The sequence below is a fragment of the Dolichospermum sp. UHCC 0406 genome (assembly GCF_009712025.1).
Taxonomy (GTDB): domain Bacteria; phylum Cyanobacteriota; class Cyanobacteriia; order Cyanobacteriales; family Nostocaceae; genus Dolichospermum; species Dolichospermum lemmermannii.
Genome location: NZ_VILA01000014.1, coordinates 392,087 through 409,143, shown reverse-complemented (window position 1 = coordinate 409,143; position 17,057 = coordinate 392,087). Strand labels below are relative to the sequence as shown.

Here is a 17,057-nt window from a genome sequence, read left to right as displayed (position 1 = left end):
CTAAATCATCCAAATCATAAAAATCACAAGAATCATCCAAATCATAAGAATCATAGTTCAGACGTTTTATATTTCTTATTAGTAAGTCTTTTAAAGTTCAAACTGGTTTCACCGAAATTGATTAGTAACCCAATCTCAAGATTATATGCTTCTAAGTAGTTAATTGCTTGTGCAAAATGAACGTCTTCTAATTTAGTTACTGCTTTTATTTCAACTGAAATAACATCTTCGACCAAAAAATCTACTCGTCGTGTTCCTATTTGTTCTTTTTTGTAAAAAATTGGCATTTCAAATTCTCTTGCAAAAGAAATACCCGCTAATTGCATTTCAATTACCAATGCCCTTTGATAAATAACTTCTTGAAAACCATTACCCAATGTTTTATGCACAGTCATAGAACATCCAATGATTTTGGATGTCAGTTCCGAGTATTTATACTTTTCATTGATCATCTTTTTTTGACCCTAACTTACCCTACCTTACTTGATTATTGTCTAAACTATAATTACTTTGATTCAATGATTACCATATTAAATCATCATGATCACCAAAATCACTACAAATCATAGTTTAGACAGATGCAGGGAAAGAAAAGCAGTTCATAAATTAACTCGCGTGTTCCCAGTCGCTGAGTGATTCAGACTGTTGATTTTTAGCTTTAGTTTTCCGAACTGGTACTTTAGGAGTCCCAATATCAACAGGAGAAAAAGACTGTTTCTTTTTAGTAGACTTGCGTTCTTGTGTATTTTTCATGACTATTTTCACTTCCTGAAAACTTTTAACCACATTTACATTATCAACTTTGATTTATCAACTCCCGGATAAAAGATTGAGGTGATTATGCAAAATTCATCAATCTCTAATATTCTATTATTTAGTGGGATTTGCTACAGAAAAACCTTGTTTTTTAGGTTGGATATTTCCTAACTTTACTTGAAAGTTTATTTGGTCGTGTAGCTTGCCAGTTCTAGCTTCTAACTGCCAATTACCAGGGCGTAAATGCCAAAATATCCCATTACTTGATTGTGTAGATAAATGTTTATCATTTAGCCACCAGTCCACAGACTGATTTAATGTTCCACTAGCTTTAAATTCTAATTTTTGCTGTCCGTCTTCACCTGGATACAGCAGAAATAAATCCCCATTACGAGGAGAGATAATGCGGAAATTATCAGGATTAAAATTCAATTGTGGTTGTTTTGCTAACCATTGATCATACACAGGTGATAAATGGAAATCCGTAGATTTTTGATAAGCAATTTTATCTTTGACAGAGAAATATTCCTGAACTACGGAAGTACAGCTAGGTGTAGGTTTTAACCCTGTGGTGGCGCAGATAGGCAATTTTATCATGTCTGCTGGAGGTGGAAAATCAGCGGGGGCTTGATGTTCGTGCAGATGTAACATGATTCTATTCCACAAAGGTGCAGCCCCTGTGACACCGGAAACTTGACGCATGGGTTCACCGTTGAAATTACCTACCCACGTAGCCACAGTATAATCACTGCTAAAGCCTACAGTCCAGGTATCACGATAGTTTGAAGATGTACCAGTTTTGACAGCGACGGGAAAGGGCAAATTTAACACTGAGTCTACACCAAAAGCTGTGGATCTGGCATAGCGATCGCTTAACATATCAATAATTAATTGCCAACTATGGGAAACTAAAGATTGAGAATTGGCAATTGGAGAACTATTTAATGTAGTTACCAATGGTGTGATTTTCCCCATATTAGCCATAGTTAAATAGGCACTAGCCAGTTCCCATAAATTCACCTCACCACTACCCAAAGTCAACCCTAAACCATAATATTCAGCATTTTGATTTAGATGTGCAAAACCCAATTCATGCAGCCGATTTAAAAAAGTTTCTACACCCACCTTTTCTAATACCTTTACCGCAGGTACATTTAAAGAATTCGCCAAAGCAACTCTGACTCTGACAGGACCAAGAAAGCTGTTAGTATAATCTGTCGGACTATATAATTTTGCTCCCGGAATTGCATAATGAGTAGGAACATCTGCCAAAATAGTATGAGGACTAATTACGCCTTTTTCTAAAGCTAATTCATACACAAATGGCTTTAAGGTAGAACCTGGTTGGCGCAAAGCTTGGACTCCATCATTTCGCCCTAATTTCACATCATTAAAATAATCAGGCGAACCGACATAACTTAAAATCTCCCCAGAGGAGTTGTCAATTATTACCGCTGCTGCATCATGGACATTATTCGCCTTTAAAGAAGAAATTACTTGTTGTACCTGTGCTTCCACAAATTGCTGTAAAGGGCGATTTATTGTCGTACGAATAGGTGATGATTCTGTATTATGCGTATTGTTTTTTGTTGCTAACCAAAATAAAAAATGTGGTGCAGCAATAATTCCCTGTTGCTGGGGGTTAAATATTATTTTCTCTTGATATATAAGTTCTACTTCTGCATCAGAAATATATTTTTCCTGTACCATTCTGTTTAACACATATTTCTGTCGTTGCTGTAATCTTTTTTGATGTTGATAAGGATTAAAATAAGTGGGATTATTAGGAATTGCTGCTAAAATAGAAGCTTGTGCTAAGTTTAAATCACTTGCAGGAATAGCAAAGTAAATTCGCGCCGCAGCTTCCACCCCATAAATATTTCCGCCCATGGGGAGACGATTAATATAAGCAGCTAAAATTTCATCTTTAGTCATTCCCGCAGCTAATCGCCACGATAACCAAACCTCTTTTAATTTTGCAGTCATTGTTCGCGGTGAATTATCCAACATTCTCGCCAATTGCATGGTAATTGTGGAAGCACCAGAAACAATTTTTTTATTTTCTACTCCTATTTTAATTGCCCGCAAAATCGCTTTTAAATCTAACGCCCCATGTTGATAGAAACTACCGTCTTCAGCCGCCAAAATTGCTTTGATAAATTGAGGTGAAACTTGATTTAATTTCACAACTGATGTATTTTCTTGATCACTGGTTAATACAGTTCCTAATGGTAAATTATTCCGATCTGTAAACTCTATTGCTAATTGATGCTGGGCAATATCTACACTATGAATAGGTGCAAAATAGGGGCATAATCGGACTAGAAAACATATCAATATGCAGGAGAAAATAATTTTATTTAGTTTGTAGTTGCGCTTTAGTTTCAATTTATATGATTTTATTTCACGCAGAGTCGCAGAGGCGCGAAGAGTAAGAGTTTTGAGGACATGAGTTAGTAAATTCATCACAATATTAAGAATTGTATGGTTTGTTGGGAATTGTCACACTAGATTAGTTATCTATATATCAATCCTTTTTGATTTGTGTACAGAATTTTTTATCTAACCACAGAGGCACAGAGAACACAGAGGAAGAGAGGAATGCGATGTTTACATTTTATTTAATATGAAGATCATAAAAATATTTAAGTTCCTGGTTATTGTTATTCTCGTATGCGGAATGACGGGTTGTAATTTTGTTGGTATTCAATCAGGTAATGAACAATTACCAATGGTTGAGTCGTTAATAACGCCAAAGTTACCAGATTGGATAGAACAAATCAGTCCTGTGGGAGATGCAAAACCTCTGGGGCAAATTCGTATCCGTTTTAAAGAAGCTGTAATTCCTATTGAAAGTCTTGATAGTCCCCAACAACAAAATTTATTAACTAAATTTGCCATTTGGCCTCCTTTACCGGGACAGTTTCGCTTTTTAACTCCGCGTATGGTGGGTTTTCAAGCTGATAAAGCTATACCGAAAGCGACGCGAGTTAAGGTTACTCTCAAAGCTGGTTTAGCTGATTTAAAAAATCATCGCTTAAATCAAGATTTGGCTTGGACTTTTAATACTGAATCTATTCAAATTACTAATTTACCAGGGGTTAACCCCATGGAAAAAGCGGAAGTTGAACCAATTGATTTACAACCAAAGTTGCAATTTACCTCTAATTTAGCATTGGATCTAGATTCTGTCCAAAAGCATTTACAGTTAATTCCTGAAGGTAAAACTCAAGGTGTGGGTTTTAAGGTGGAATTAGCGAAGGAAGAAACACCAGAAAATTTAGATCCTTTAGAAAAATTTGATCCTGCAACTAAAAATTGGATTTATAATCTGATTCCTCAGCAAAATCTGGAAAAAGCCACACCTTACCGTTTAACTTTTTCTCCTGGTATTCTTCCTGCTAATGGTAATTTACCAAGTCAAAAAGAATTTGTCAGTAAATTAGCGACTTATTCACCTTTGGGATTTGTGGGAATTAAACCTTATGGAGAACCAGATTCAGGTGGAACTTATGGCAGATTTATTAAAGGTAGTCCCCAGTTAGAATTTAATAATCTTTTATTAGCAGATTCCGTTAAGGAAAATATTAAAATTAAGCCAACACCAAAAAATATTGATGGTGTACTGCAAATTTCTGGAGAAGATAGAATTGTCAGTATTAATCCTTATGCTTTAGAACCAGCTACTACTTATACAATTAATATTGAGAAAAATCTCAAAGATAAATTTGGACAAACTTTAGGTAAACCACTCACAATTAAATATGATACTGGTGATATAGCTGGGAATATTTCTGTACCCTCAGATTTAAATATTTTCCCCACAGATAAAGATCTACAAATTAATATTGATACTATTAATTTACCAGAATCAAAATATCAAGCAGCTTATCGTATTGTTAAGCCAACAGATTTAGTTTATACAAATACTGCTAATGATTTATTACCCGAACCTGCTAAATGGCAAGATTTCACAATTAATGGTAAGCAAAATCAATCCTTAACTATCAATGTTCCCCTCAAAGAAAAATTAGGGACTACTCAGGGAATGTTAGCTTATGGAGTGCAAGCACGAACTCATAAATATCAAGAAGACGGTAAACAATTGTGGAGAGAACCGACAACTTATGGAATGGTACAATTAACCAATTTAGGTATCTTTTCTCAATGGTTTCCAGAATCCGGTTTAATTCGGGTTCATTATCTTAGTAATGGTTCACCAGTTAAAGCGGCAAATATTGAAGTTTATCAATCAAAATTAGCTGATAAATCTCGTCCTCAACCTGTACCATGTGCAACTGGAAAAACTGATGAAAAAGGAATTTTAATCATTGAAAATAATCAATTAATCCAATGTTATCCCAAATTAAAATCTAGTTTACCACAATTATTAGTAATTGCTAGTGAAAATCAAGATTGGGCATTTACTAGAAATGAAGAATATAGTGGTGCTTATGGTTATGGAATTGATGCTGGTTGGGAAGCTGATAAACCAGAATCACGAGGCATAATTTTTTCTGATAGAAAGTTATATCAACCCGGAGAAAAAGCGGCTTTTACTGCTTTTGCAGATTATTTAGAAAAAGGTAAAGTTCAGGAAGATAAAAATGCAGTTTATCAATTAACTCTAGTCAATACTACTGGGAAAAATACAGATTTAGGCACAAAAACAACTAATGAATTTAGTACATTTTCTTTAGAGTTACCGATTCCCAAAAATCAGCCTTTAGGATTTTATACTATTAAAGCAAAAGGTAACAAGGGACAAGAAATTTCTGGAGAGTTTCAAGTAGCAGAATTTAAACCACCAAATTTTAAAGTTGATTTACAGCTAAATAAAAAATTTGCAGTAATTGATGACAAAATTGATGTGCAAGTAGGAAGTAATTATTTATTTGGTTCCCCAGTGGAAGGAGGAGAAGCTAAGTATTTTGTCACTCGTAAACAGACTAATTTTATCCCTAAAGGTTGGGAAGAATTTAGTTTTGGGAGACAATGGTTTTGGCCGGAAGAAAGTCCCAATGTTCCTAATGATGTTTTACAAACTAACACTAAATTAGATGCTAATGGGAAAAGTAATCAAACCTTAACTGTAGCTAAAGATTTACCCTACCCCATGACTTACCGGGTAGACGTGCAAATTAGTGATGTTTCTAATTTATCAGTTGCTAATTCCCAAACTTTTACTGCTTTACCTAGTAATAGAATCATTGGTTTAAAAAGTAATTTTGTCGCTGACGCTGGTAAAGATTTTCCTGTAGAATTTATTGTCACTAACCCAACGGGAAAACCTCTAGAAAATCAAAGGATACATCTGGAATTACAACAGATGAAATATAGCAGCGTTACCAAAATCGTTGAAGGTAGTAAAACTCCACAAAATCAAGTTGAATATCAGACAGTTGGGAAAACAGATATTACATCTGCGAATACTCCCCAAACAGTCAATTTGAAACCTACCATATCAGGTTCATATCGGATTCGCGCTAATTTTAGTGATAATAAAGATGAAATTACAGCCACAGATTTACAAATTTGGGTGACAGGAGAAAATCAAGTATTTTGGGGTGGAGAAGAAAAAGATAAGTTGTCAGTTAAATTAAATAAAAAAGAGTTTAAACCTGGAGACACAGCAACAGCTTTAATTCAATCTCCCTACCCAGAAGGAGAATTATATTTTGCAGTCATTAAAGACAAACCTCTTTATCAACAAGTTATCAAAATTAAAGGAGGTGCGCCCCAAATTCAGTTTCCAATTACGCCAGAAATGTTACCTAATGCAGCAGTACAAGCGGTGTTAGTTAGACAAGGTAAACCACTTAATCAAATAGAACTGGGAAGTTTAGAAAATTTAGCCCGAATTGGTTTTGCAGATTTTAAAGTTAACCTAGTAGATAAATATTTAAAGGTACAAATTAACCCAGTTGAAAAATCTTTAGAACCGGGAAAAGAAGCAAATGTAGAACTGGAATTAAAAGATGATCAAGGAAAAGCCACCAAAGGACAATTTACTGTCATGGTGGTGAATGAAGCCATATTACAATTAACTGGTTATCGTCCGCCAAATTTGGTAGATACTGTCTATGCAGAACAACCAATTTCTACCCGATTTAGTGATAATCGTCGTCATGTTAAATTAGCCCCATTATCGGCAAGTTTACCCAAGGGTTGGGGTTATGGTGGTGGCTTCTCCAATGCTTTAGCAAATACTCGGATTCGTGAAGATTTTCAAGCTTTAGCTTATTACAATGGTTCGGTAATTAGTGATGAAAATGGTAAAGCCAAAATCACCTTTAAATTACCCGATAATTTAACAACTTGGCGGATAATGGTAGTGGCTACAGATGGAAATTTGCGGTTTGGCAATGGTGACGCAACATTTATCACCACAAAGCCATTAATAACTAATGCTATTCTGCCACAATTTGCCCGCACAGGCGATCGCATTTTGGCAGGTTTATCCGTCACCAATACCACCACAAACACCGGAAACCTCAATATTAAAGGTGAACTTAGCGGTTCTCTCAACTTCGCCGAAAATAATCCCAAAACCACGACATTACAACCAAAAGCCGAGTCAGCAACCCAAGCTTATCGCTTCCCCATGATAGCGGGTAATGTGGGACAAGGTAAACTCACATTTACCACCCAATTAAATAATATTGCTGATGCTTTTACTGTCCCTTTGGAAATTAAACCTTTAGAAATTACTGAACAAGTTGTAGAAACTGGTGTTAGTGAAAAACAGCTAAAAATTCCCCTGAATATTAATAAAAATACCTGCCGCGAAGCCGGAGGTTTAGATATTCAATTAGCCAGTACCTTAATTCCGGAAATTACAGCACCTGCAAAACAAGTTTTAGAAAATAATAATTTACCATTTGCAGAACCAGCCGCAAGTCAATTATTAATTGCGGCAAATCTGCAAACCCTCACCCAAAAATATAATCAAACCTTTGCAGAATTTAATCCTCAAGCACAAGCAAAATTAGCAATTGCACAATTACAAAAATTGCAAATAGCAGATGGTGGTTTTGCAGCATTTCCAGGACAACAAAAATCAGATCCTTGGGTTTCTAGTTATGCAACAGAATCTTTAGTCAAAGCTAATCAAATTTTTCCTGATTTGGTTGATAGTAAAATCATCTCTACTCTGAAAACTTATCTGCAAAATGTTCTTGCAAATCCTGGACAATATGACTTTTGTAAACAGAAACTTTGTAAATCTCAATTGCAACTAAATTCTTTGATTGCCTTAGCACAATTAGGAGATAAACGCAATAGTTTTCTGTCAGATATTTATCAACAACGTGATGATTTTGATCTAGTTACTCAAATCAAATTAGCCAGATATCTATATCAATTTCCTGAATGGCAAAATCAAGCGCAAATTATGCGTGTGCAATTCCAAAAGAATATTTATGAAACTGGACGTACCGCAGTTGTAAACTTACCTCAAAGTTGGAGTTGGATGAGTTCAAATACTGTCACCCAAGCCCAAGCTTTACGGTTATTTATTGACCAAAAAACCAACCCAGAAATCATTGATAAATTACTGCAAAGTCTTCTTAATTTACGCAGAGATGGCGCATGGGAATCTAGTTATAATAACGCCCAGGCATTCACAGCTTTAGTTGCATATAGTCAACTTCAACCCACACCACCTAATTTTATGACTACGGTAAAATTAGCAAATCAGAAATTAGGAGAAACCCGTTTTAATGGCTATCAAAATCCCAACTTGCAAATAAATATTCCCATGAATAAATTACCCCAAGGTAATCGTGATTTATGGTTACAAAAATCTGGAAGAGGCAGATTACATTATTTAGTTGCTTACAAATATCGGTTACAAGGAAATCAATCAGGAAGATTTAACGGGTTACGAGTAACGCGAGAAATTAGTAAAGTCAATGAAGAGAAAGTTATTCAAAAAACTGGAATGTATGCTTTTGATAAACCTTTAACTTTACAACCTGGACAAGTCTTTGATATTGGGTTAGAAATAATTACAGATCATCCTGTAGATCATGTAGTCATAAAAGACCCCTTACCCGCAGGATTTGAAGCTGTAGATGATAGTTTTCAAACAGCAACACCAGCATTACAAGCAAAAGCCGATAATTGGCAATTAGGATATAAAACAATCCATAAAGATCGAATTATTTCCTATGCAAATCATCTTGAACCGGGAGTTTATAGTTTACATTATTTAGTTCGTTCTGTGACTCCAGGAACATTTATTTGGCCTGGTGCGGAAGTTCATCTTCAATATGCACCAGAAGAATTTGGACGAAGTGCAGATTCTACTTTAATATTGGCAGAAAAAAAGTGATAATTTGAGCGCGGGCAGAAAGAAAGCAAAGATATAAGACCCCTCAACTCCTATCAATGGCATAGAGTTGTAAATTTTGCTAAGATTAATAATGCCAAACTCAAAAATCCTGAGTAGCATATATAGTAACTAAATCTGAATTCCTATTCGCTGATAACTGCCATGAAAATAAATACTACTGTACTACTAACCTTAATTTTGTTAACCCTCATGTTGGGTGCTGGTTCTGCAAGTGGTTTTTTGGGCTTTACCTTGGGAAGTATGGCACTTAAAGGTGTCACTACACCAGATGGTCGTCCTGCGACTAAATTTAACAGCAGCAAAGCCAATAACCCCCAACAGGAAAGTGAAGCTTTCTTAAAAGAAGAAGATATTCTCAAAGTCGTGAAATCACGAATTAGCGACCAAAAAAAGGGTAATAAACCAGACAAATCAGAAGAAGAAGAAATTAAAATTACCCAGCCGCAGCCACAGGAAAAATCCGCAGCACCAGAAACTTCTCAACCAGGATTTCCTATAACTGCTGAAAGTGAAGGTGTAACTATGTCTGTAAAATCTATCCGCTATTCGGGTGGTGATTTACTACTAAAAGTGAATATGCAGAATAAAGGTGGTGATTCTGTGCGGTTTCTCTATAGTTTTTTAGATATTACCGACGATAAAGGCAGAACTTTGAGTGCAATTACAGAAGGTTTACCAGCAGAATTGCCCGCAAAAGGTGCGGAATTTAAAGGTACAATTAGCATTCCCACAGCTTTACTTGATGATGTCAAACAGATATCTCTATCTTTGACTGATTATCCTGCTCAAAAACTCAAGTTACAATTATCTGATATTCCTGTAGAAAAAGGGAATTAAGATTCCATTTTGGACTTTAATTTCGCTCAGTCGCAGGATTTTAGATGGTATTTTCTTACACTAATGTCAAATTTGACATCACCTTAGACAGTGAGTGCTTTTTCTACTTTAAGTTGGACAGATGTGGGGCTGCGGTTGTGTAGTGTGCTAGTGCTAATTGCTATCAATGCCTTTTTTGTGACGGCAGAGTTTGCAATGGTGACAGTGCGGCGAACTCGGATTCAACAGTTAGTACAAGCGGGTGATTTCCGAGCGATGTCCGTGGAAACACTACAGCGTAGTATTGATAGATTACTATCTACAGCCCAACTAGGTATCACCCTTTCTAGTCTGGCACTGGGTTGGATTGGCGAAAGTACAATTGCTGTATTGGTAGAAAAATGGCTCGATTCCTGGCCGTTACCTTTCAGAATTAATTATCTACTAGCTCATTCTTTATCAGTCCCCATGGCCTTTTTTGCCATTGCTTACCTACAAATCGTCTTAGGCGAATTGTGTCCAAAATCAGTAGCAATGTTGTATTCAGAACATCTAGCTAGGCTTTTAGGTCCATCAGTTAAATCAATAGTCCGTTTTTTTAGTCCCTTTATTTGGGTTCTCAACCACTCAACTTATTGGCTATTACGATTATTTGGGATTGAATACACGGGACAAAGTTGGCGGCCTCCAGTCACACCAGAAGAATTACAATTAATTATCTCCACAGAACGAGAATCTACAGGTTTAGAAAATGCAGAACGAGAACTCTTAAATAACGTCTTTGAATTCGGAGATATTACGGCTGAAGACATCATGATTCCCCGAACTAGCATTATTGCTTTACCCATAACCGCCAGTTTTCAGGGATTACTTGAGGAAATAGCATCTACTGGTCACTCTCGTTATCCGATCATTGGCGAATCTTTAGACGACATTCGCGGTATAGTTTACTTTCAAGATTTAGCACAACCCTTGGCTTTAGGAAAAATCACACCAGAAACACAAATCCAACAGTGGATGCGTTCGCCCCGATTTGTGCCAGAACAAACCCTATTAAGTGAACTTTTGCCAATGATGCAGCAAGAGAAACCCTCTATGGTAATGGTAGTCAATGAATTTGGGGGAACTGTCGGACTGGTGACTACTCAAGACATTATTGCTGAAATTATCGGTCATTCCGGTGAACTTGATAGCATTAATGATTTGCTGATCCAAATGGTAGACCAACAGACATTTTTAGTGCAAGCTCAAATCAATCTAGAAGAAGTTAATCAAGTTTTACATCTTAATTTACCTTTAACTAGAGAATATCTGACTTTGGGCGGATTTTTACTTTATCAATGCCAAAAAATCCCCAAGAAAGGGGAAATCTTTAATTATGATCATCTTGAATTTACGGTGATCTCAATTATTGGTCCGCGTCTTCACCAAATCCAAATTAAAATTTTAGATTCTTAATCTTAAATGCTCAATAACTGAGGAACTAAAGCTTTTAAAGCATTACCACGATGACTAATTGATTTTTTTAAATCCGTCGTCATTTGAGCAAAAGTCAATTGTTTCTCTGGTACATAAAAAACCGGATCATAACCAAAACCACCATCTCCAGAAGGTGCAAACAAAATTTCACCGTGACAAATACCCTCAGATTGAATCACTATTTCTCCTTGAGGATTTGCAACTGCGATCGCACACACAAATTGAGCTTGACGATTTTCCTGATCACCTAATTCTCTTAATAACCTCTCAATCCTTTCTGTATCCGTGTTCCCATAACGAGCAGAATACACCCCCGGCGAACCATTGAGAGCATCTACCTTTAAACCAGAATCATCAGCGATCGCCCAATTACCTGTAACTTTGGCAATTTCCGAGGCTTTCAGACCAGCATTTTCCGCAAAAGTTTCTCCCGTTTCTTCCACATCCAAATCTTCCGGTTTTAAAGCTAATTCCCATCCAGAATCAGCTAAATAAGCTTGCATTTCCCGCAATTTACCGGGGTTTCCTGTCGCTACTACTAGTAATTTATTCATTGCTTATTAGTCAGTTGTCAGTTGTTAGTAGGGGCGAAGCATTTGGAAGATAAATTATCGGTCATTGCCAAAAATAGTCCTCCAAATGCTTCGCCCGTACAGTTGTCAGTTGTTAGTAGGGGCGAAGCATTTGGAAAATAAATTATCGGTCATTGCCAAAAATAGTTCTCCAAATGCTTCGCCCGTACAGTTGTTAGTAGTGGCGAAGCATTTGGAAGATAAATTATCGGTCATTGCCAAAAATAGTTCTCCAAATGCTTCGCCCGTACAGTTGTTAGTAGTGGCGAAGCATTTGGAAGATAAATTATCGGTCATTGCCAAAAATAGTTCTCCAAATGCTTCGCCCGTACAGTTGTTAGTAGTGGCGAAGCATTTGGAAGATAAATTATCGGTCATTGCCAAAAATAGTTCTCCAAATGCTTCGCCCGTACAGTTGTCAGTAGTGGCGAAGCATTTGGAAGATAAATTATCGGTCATTGCCAAAAATAGTTCTCCAAATGCTTCGCCCGTACAGTTGTCAGTAGTGGCGAAGCATTTGGAAGATAAATTATCGGTCATTGCCAAAAATAGTCCTCCAAATGCTTCGCCCGTACAGTTGTCAGTAGTGGCGAAGCATTTGGAAGATAAATTATCGGTCATTGCCAAAAATAGTTCTTCAAATGCTTCGCCCGTACAGTTGTCAGTTGTTAATAAAAAAGTAATCACCAAATTCCGAGATTTTTTATTCTAAATTTTCCGAGAAATTGACTTTTTTATATAATTGCTTCAAAGATAATTCTACATTAATTGATGACAAATTTATCAGAGCATCTTCAGTTTCATACTCTGTCAAAATCCATTGATTTTCCGAAGTTTTCACATACTGCATTACATAATATTTAGTTTGGTCAATTAAAATATATTCTTTAAATTCAGGAATTGAGCGATAATAAAGAAACTTATCACCACGGTCATAATCTTTTGTTGATTTAGATAAAACTTCCACAATTAACACAGGATTAGTAACTATTGTAGTATTCGCACTGTAATAAACAGGCTGACCTTCAATTACCATCACATCAGGATAAATAAATTCCCGATAGCGTGGTATCCACAATTTCACATCACCAATATAAATTTCATAGTCTAAATCATTTAACGCCACATTCAAGCCAGTTGCTAAATTTAATGCCAGTTTATTATGATTTGTTGTTCCACCAGTCATAGATATAATTTCTCCATCTCGATATTCATTCTTATAATCAGCTTTTTCTTCTAATTCTAAATATTCTTCTGGAGTATAGTAAGCCGTAACTACTTTGATTTCTTGGGTAGTAGTTTGTAGTTTCATCGTTCTATTTAGTAATAGTTACTAATTGAATTTTACTTGATTTTGAATAATGTAAATTTCTGACAAAGACCACATATAACCAGTAGTCCTGAATCTTTCTAAAGTTTCCAAACATAGCATATTTTGGGCAAATGAGGTACAAATTTTCATCATAAAGCTTTGCACCTCAAGCGTTTTACCGCTGATAGCTTCGGTAATTACTGACGGGGTTTCTTTTTGGAAACCTTTAATACAGGTAAAGCATCAGCCGAAGACTGAGGAGGTAAATAATATTGAGCAACAGGCTCTTCTGGTAAAGCCGGACGTTGCTGCATTCGCCATAATTTAAAGACGAGAGCTATTCCAACTGTTCCTAAACCAAAGATGAAAAGTGACCAACTATCATCCAAACCACCAATGATAGCATCTATTGTTCCCGCTGTTATCAATACACTAATGATCGGTTCTTTGCGGTAGGCTGACTTTAAAAAACGAGGTAATACAGCATTCATCACAGCTTACTTAGTTCCACTTAGAGTTTTTGTATAAACTTACTCAGAATATTCCAACTACAATTCGTCTATTTGATTAGAGGCAAATAATAGCACAAATAATTGTAATTTCCTTTGCCGAAAAAGGGAGTACGGTAATTAACACCCTAGAAGTAATTGCTTTGAGGATCATCACAATTATTTCCATTGTACTAGGACTGACGCACGAAATTAATTTAGCGAAACAGACTGTGAGGACAAAAATCAACTGAAAACTAATGTAGAGACATTCCATGGAACATCTCTAAACCTAAATTCATGCTTTAGTAAACTATGCCACGCAAGTTATCAGTAACGCCAGATTAGAAGTTTACTTCAAACCGAGCCATGCAATTACACCTTGATTGGTAGCATATTCGATTATCACCATTAAAACAAAGCCAATCATAGCCGCTCTGCCATTTAAACGCTCGGCATATTCATTAAAACCAAACTTAGGTTGTTCTAATTTAGGGGTAATAGTTGGTTGTTGTTGTGTCATAATCAGTGATTCCTTTCTTGATAATTGGCAAACAAAAATTTACAGGGATTTTTCAAGTAAATTGTCGGAGATGGTCGTCGGTACTTAACAATTTTTAATTATTCTTTATCTATTGTAAGAAACCTGGCGAATTAGTCAAGGTGTAGCGTGAGGGAGACTAAAAAATTTTGGATTTTGAATTACTGAATACGGAAATAATCAGCTAGGTACTGGCACGCTAAAGTGAAACAATAAAATATAAGAGGTTATCAATGGAAATTGGTGTTCCCAAGGAAACTAAAGATCAAGAATTTCGGGTAGGTTTAAGTCCTTCCAGTGTTCGGGTATTACGAGAAAATGGTAATAATATTTTTGTAGAAAGTGAAGCTGGTACGGTTGCGGGATTTACTGATGAAGACTACCGTAATGCTGGAGCAGAAATTGTAGATAAAGCCGATGCTGCTTGGAATCGGGAGTTAGTTGTTAAGGTAAAAGAGCCTTTAGTAAGCGAGTATAAATTTTTGCAGAAAGGACAATTGTTATTTACTTATTTACATTTAGCTGCAAATCGTCAACTAACAGAACATTTAATTGATTGTGGCACTTGTGCGATCGCTTATGAAACCGTAGAACAACCGGGAGCAAATAAACTCCCCTTACTCACCCCCATGAGTATTGTTGCTGGTCGGTTAGCCGTACAATTTGGCGCAAGATTCCTAGAAAGTCAACAAGGAGGAAGAGGCGTACTTTTAGGAGGTATCCCCGGAGTCAAAGCCGGTAAAGTCGTGATTTTAGGTGGTGGTGTAGTCGGTACAGAAGCCGCAAAAATCGCCGTCGGTATGGGTGCAATGGTGCAAATATTAGATGTCAACGTGGAACGCCTATCTTACCTAGAAACCCTCTTTGGTTCGAGAGTAGAACTACTTTACAGCAATTCCGCCCATATTGAAGCCGCAGTTAAAGATGCAGATTTACTAATTGGTGCAGTTTTAATTCCTGGTAAAAAAGCCCCCATTCTAGTATCTCGTGCATTAGTTAAACAAATGCGTCCTGGTTCAGTGATTGTTGATGTCGCTGTAGATCAAGGTGGCTGCGTGGAAACATTACACCCCACATCTCACACCAAACCAGTATACATTGATGAGGGAGTAGTGCATTATGGCGTTCCTAATATGCCAGGAGCAGTGCCTTGGACATCCACACAAGCCCTCAATAACAGCACCTTACCCTATACTGTCCAGTTAGCAAACCTGGGACTTAAAGCTTTAGACATTAACCCAGCCTTAGCAAAAGGTTTAAACGTCCAAAATCATCGGCTTGTACATCCTGCTGTCCAAGAAGTCTTCCCCGATTTAGTTGAGTAAATCAAGTACATATATATAACCAATATGGGCGGAAGTCAATCCGCCCTCTTCCTTTGCGTCTTTGCTCCTTTGTATCTTTGCGCGAAACAAAAATTATTTCACCATAGATAAAATAATCCCCACCAGCGAACCAAGAATTAGCACGATACCGCTGAGAGAACTAATTGCAAAACCAGGACCGCGTTTTTCAGCAGCTTGATAATATCCCCAAGCATAAGCAATTCTTCCTACTATCCAAGCTGCACCGAGAGCAGAACCCCAAATAGGACTAACGTAAATAGAAAACAACCATAAAGCCGGAATAAATAAAGCTAGTTGTTCCAAGGTATTTTGTTGTACCCTTAGCACTCTTTCAAAATCGAGGTTTCCTGTAGTTTGCGGTACGGGGACTTGATATTTAGCTCTGGCTATACCAACATTAATTGTGACTACAAAGTATAGTATAAGTGCGGAAACAGTTACTAAACTAGGATAAGGAGACATAAACTTGAGTAAAATGGGAAAATAACGTTATTTACAAAATATTATAGGTTACAGGTGATTAAGTGACAGGTGAGAATTTAATCAATTACCAACCAGCAATGATAGAAACATTAGAACCATTAATTGAATTAAGAGGTATTTCTAAAACTTTTGGCAAGAACAAGGTTTTGGATAATATAGATTTGAAAATATATCGAGGCCAAGCATTAGGGATTATTGGACCATCAGGAACTGGTAAATCAACGGTTTTGCGGATTATAGCCGGATTATTAAAACCCGATGAGGGAGAAATTTATATTCAAGGAGTACAACGAAAAGGTTTAATAGAAGATGCTGCTGACCCTGTGGGGATTGGGATGGTATTTCAGCAAGCGGCCTTATTCGACTCCTTGACAGTCGAAGAGAACATTGGATTTCTACTTTATCAACATTCTCGACTCAAGCGATCGCATATTCGGGAATTAGTCAATCAAAAACTAGAATTGGTAGGACTAGCAGATATTAGTCACCTTTACCCGTCAGAACTTTCTGGAGGAATGCGAAAAAGAGTCAGTTTTGCCCGTGCTATTATGTCCAATCCTCAACGTCCTACAGATAGTCCAGAGGTTTTATTATACGATGAACCTACAGCCGGATTAGATCCCATTGCCTCAACGGTAATTGAGGACTTAATCCGTGACTTACAACATACACAAGGAGTCTGTAGTACCTACTCCATTGTGACTCACCAAGATAGTACAATTCGGCGGACATCGGATCAAATAGTCTTTCTTTATCAAGGAAAAGTGCAATGGCAAGGTACAGTAGTTGCCTTAGATCACACAGAAAATCCCTTAATTAGACAATTTATGAGTGGAAGTGTACATGGACCCATTCAAGTAGCTGGTTAAGTACCAAATCAAATAAAATTGCTGAGTTTAACGCTATCA

14 protein-coding genes are annotated in these 17,057 nt (G+C 36.7%); 6 read left to right on the top strand and 8 right to left on the bottom strand.

The window, feature by feature from the left end:
* Positions 1 to 50 precede the first annotated feature (50 nt).
* The 3 genes from FJR09_RS13030 to pbpC all read right to left on the bottom strand — a co-directional run bounded on the left by FJR09_RS13030 (position 51) and on the right by pbpC (position 3,222).
* The gene (locus FJR09_RS13030) at positions 51 to 452 is read right to left on the bottom strand and encodes a GxxExxY protein (RefSeq protein WP_168653823.1); all 402 of its coding nucleotides are present in this window, start codon (positions 450 to 452) and stop codon (positions 51 to 53) included.
* Positions 453 to 606: 154 nt separating this feature from the next.
* The gene (locus tag FJR09_RS13025) at positions 607 to 753 is read right to left on the bottom strand and encodes a hypothetical protein (protein WP_015083478.1); all 147 of its coding nucleotides are present in this window, start codon (positions 751 to 753) and stop codon (positions 607 to 609) included.
* A 117-nt stretch (positions 754 to 870) separates the two neighbouring features.
* The gene (pbpC, locus tag FJR09_RS13020; RefSeq protein ID WP_015083479.1) at positions 871 to 3,222 is read right to left on the bottom strand and encodes a penicillin-binding protein 1C; all 2,352 of its coding nucleotides are present in this window, start codon (positions 3,220 to 3,222) and stop codon (positions 871 to 873) included.
* A 160-nt stretch (positions 3,223 to 3,382) separates the two neighbouring features.
* Between pbpC and FJR09_RS13015 the strand changes: the two genes are divergently transcribed.
* From FJR09_RS13015 to FJR09_RS13005, 3 genes are all read left to right on the top strand, one after another.
* Positions 3,383 to 9,091, top strand: a complete 5,709-nt coding sequence (locus FJR09_RS13015) for an alpha-2-macroglobulin (RefSeq protein ID WP_168653822.1) — start codon at positions 3,383 to 3,385, stop codon at positions 9,089 to 9,091.
* 162 nt (positions 9,092 to 9,253) lie between these two features.
* A complete protein-coding gene (locus FJR09_RS13010) occupies positions 9,254 to 9,949 on the top strand; it encodes a hypothetical protein (RefSeq protein ID WP_015083481.1) in 696 nt (231 codons plus the stop codon).
* 90 nt (positions 9,950 to 10,039) lie between these two features.
* On the top strand, positions 10,040 to 11,386 hold the full coding sequence (locus tag FJR09_RS13005; protein WP_168653821.1) for a hemolysin family protein: 1,347 nt from the start codon (positions 10,040 to 10,042) through the stop codon (positions 11,384 to 11,386).
* 2 nt (positions 11,387 to 11,388) lie between these two features.
* Here FJR09_RS13005 and rdgB read toward each other — a convergent pair whose 3' ends face one another.
* On the bottom strand, positions 11,389 to 11,961 hold the full coding sequence (rdgB, locus tag FJR09_RS13000) for an RdgB/HAM1 family non-canonical purine NTP pyrophosphatase (RefSeq protein ID WP_015083483.1): 573 nt from the start codon (positions 11,959 to 11,961) through the stop codon (positions 11,389 to 11,391).
* Positions 11,962 to 12,046: 85 nt separating this feature from the next.
* Between rdgB and FJR09_RS12990 the strand changes: the two genes are divergently transcribed.
* Positions 12,047 to 12,691: a hypothetical protein gene (locus FJR09_RS12990; protein ID WP_254433104.1), complete on the top strand. Its 645-nt coding sequence runs from the start codon at positions 12,047 to 12,049 to the stop codon at positions 12,689 to 12,691.
* Here FJR09_RS12990 and FJR09_RS12985 read toward each other — a convergent pair.
* The 3 genes from FJR09_RS12985 to FJR09_RS12975 all read right to left on the bottom strand — a co-directional run bounded on the left by FJR09_RS12985 (position 12,683) and on the right by FJR09_RS12975 (position 14,302).
* Complete coding sequence (locus FJR09_RS12985) at positions 12,683 to 13,291, bottom strand: Uma2 family endonuclease (protein ID WP_168652711.1); 609 nt, start codon at positions 13,289 to 13,291, stop codon at positions 12,683 to 12,685. The genes FJR09_RS12990 and FJR09_RS12985 overlap by 9 nt on opposite strands.
* Before the next feature lie 197 nt (positions 13,292 to 13,488).
* Positions 13,489 to 13,782 (bottom strand): hypothetical protein, encoded by a 294-nt coding sequence (locus FJR09_RS12980; protein ID WP_168652710.1) that lies wholly within the window; start codon positions 13,780 to 13,782, stop codon positions 13,489 to 13,491.
* Positions 13,783 to 14,131: 349 nt separating this feature from the next.
* A complete protein-coding gene (locus FJR09_RS12975) occupies positions 14,132 to 14,302 on the bottom strand; it encodes a chlorophyll a/b-binding protein (protein ID WP_015083487.1) in 171 nt (56 codons plus the stop codon).
* Between the two features lie 251 nt (positions 14,303 to 14,553).
* On the opposite strand from FJR09_RS12975, the gene ald reads away from it, so the two are divergent.
* Positions 14,554 to 15,645, top strand: a complete 1,092-nt coding sequence (ald, locus tag FJR09_RS12970; RefSeq protein ID WP_168652709.1) for an alanine dehydrogenase — start codon at positions 14,554 to 14,556, stop codon at positions 15,643 to 15,645.
* Between the two features lie 93 nt (positions 15,646 to 15,738).
* On the opposite strand, the gene FJR09_RS12965 is transcribed toward ald, so the two are convergent.
* Positions 15,739 to 16,128: an MAPEG family protein gene (locus FJR09_RS12965; protein WP_015083489.1), complete on the bottom strand. Its 390-nt coding sequence runs from the start codon at positions 16,126 to 16,128 to the stop codon at positions 15,739 to 15,741.
* A 98-nt stretch (positions 16,129 to 16,226) separates the two neighbouring features.
* Between FJR09_RS12965 and FJR09_RS12960 the strand changes: the two genes are divergently transcribed.
* Positions 16,227 to 17,018, top strand: a complete 792-nt coding sequence (locus FJR09_RS12960) for an ABC transporter ATP-binding protein (RefSeq protein ID WP_015083490.1) — start codon at positions 16,227 to 16,229, stop codon at positions 17,016 to 17,018.
* Positions 17,019 to 17,057: the final 39 nt, after the last annotated feature.

What these genes read in the sequence shown, in the direction of transcription:
- pbpC (WP_015083479.1), bottom strand. Translation starts at nt 3,222, where the DNA reads ATGAATTTACTAACTCATGTCCTCAAAACTCTTACTCTTCGCGCCTCT.
- FJR09_RS13010 (WP_015083481.1), top strand. Translation starts at nt 9,254, where the DNA reads ATGAAAATAAATACTACTGTACTACTAACCTTAATTTTGTTAACCCTC.
- rdgB (WP_015083483.1), bottom strand. Translation starts at nt 11,961, where the DNA reads ATGAATAAATTACTAGTAGTAGCGACAGGAAACCCCGGTAAATTGCGG.
- FJR09_RS12975 (WP_015083487.1), bottom strand. Translation starts at nt 14,302, where the DNA reads ATGACACAACAACAACCAACTATTACCCCTAAATTAGAACAACCTAAG.
- FJR09_RS12960 (WP_015083490.1), top strand. Translation starts at nt 16,227, where the DNA reads ATGATAGAAACATTAGAACCATTAATTGAATTAAGAGGTATTTCTAAA.
- FJR09_RS13030 (WP_168653823.1), bottom strand. Translation starts at nt 452, where the DNA reads ATGATCAATGAAAAGTATAAATACTCGGAACTGACATCCAAAATCATT.
- FJR09_RS13025 (WP_015083478.1), bottom strand. Translation starts at nt 753, where the DNA reads ATGAAAAATACACAAGAACGCAAGTCTACTAAAAAGAAACAGTCTTTT.
- FJR09_RS13015 (WP_168653822.1), top strand. Translation starts at nt 3,383, where the DNA reads ATGAAGATCATAAAAATATTTAAGTTCCTGGTTATTGTTATTCTCGTA.
- FJR09_RS12990 (WP_254433104.1), top strand. Translation starts at nt 12,047, where the DNA reads ATGCTTCGCCCGTACAGTTGTCAGTTGTTAGTAGGGGCGAAGCATTTG.
- ald (WP_168652709.1), top strand. Translation starts at nt 14,554, where the DNA reads ATGGAAATTGGTGTTCCCAAGGAAACTAAAGATCAAGAATTTCGGGTA.
- FJR09_RS12965 (WP_015083489.1), bottom strand. Translation starts at nt 16,128, where the DNA reads ATGTCTCCTTATCCTAGTTTAGTAACTGTTTCCGCACTTATACTATAC.
- FJR09_RS12985 (WP_168652711.1), bottom strand. Translation starts at nt 13,291, where the DNA reads ATGAAACTACAAACTACTACCCAAGAAATCAAAGTAGTTACGGCTTAC.
- FJR09_RS12980 (WP_168652710.1), bottom strand. Translation starts at nt 13,782, where the DNA reads ATGAATGCTGTATTACCTCGTTTTTTAAAGTCAGCCTACCGCAAAGAA.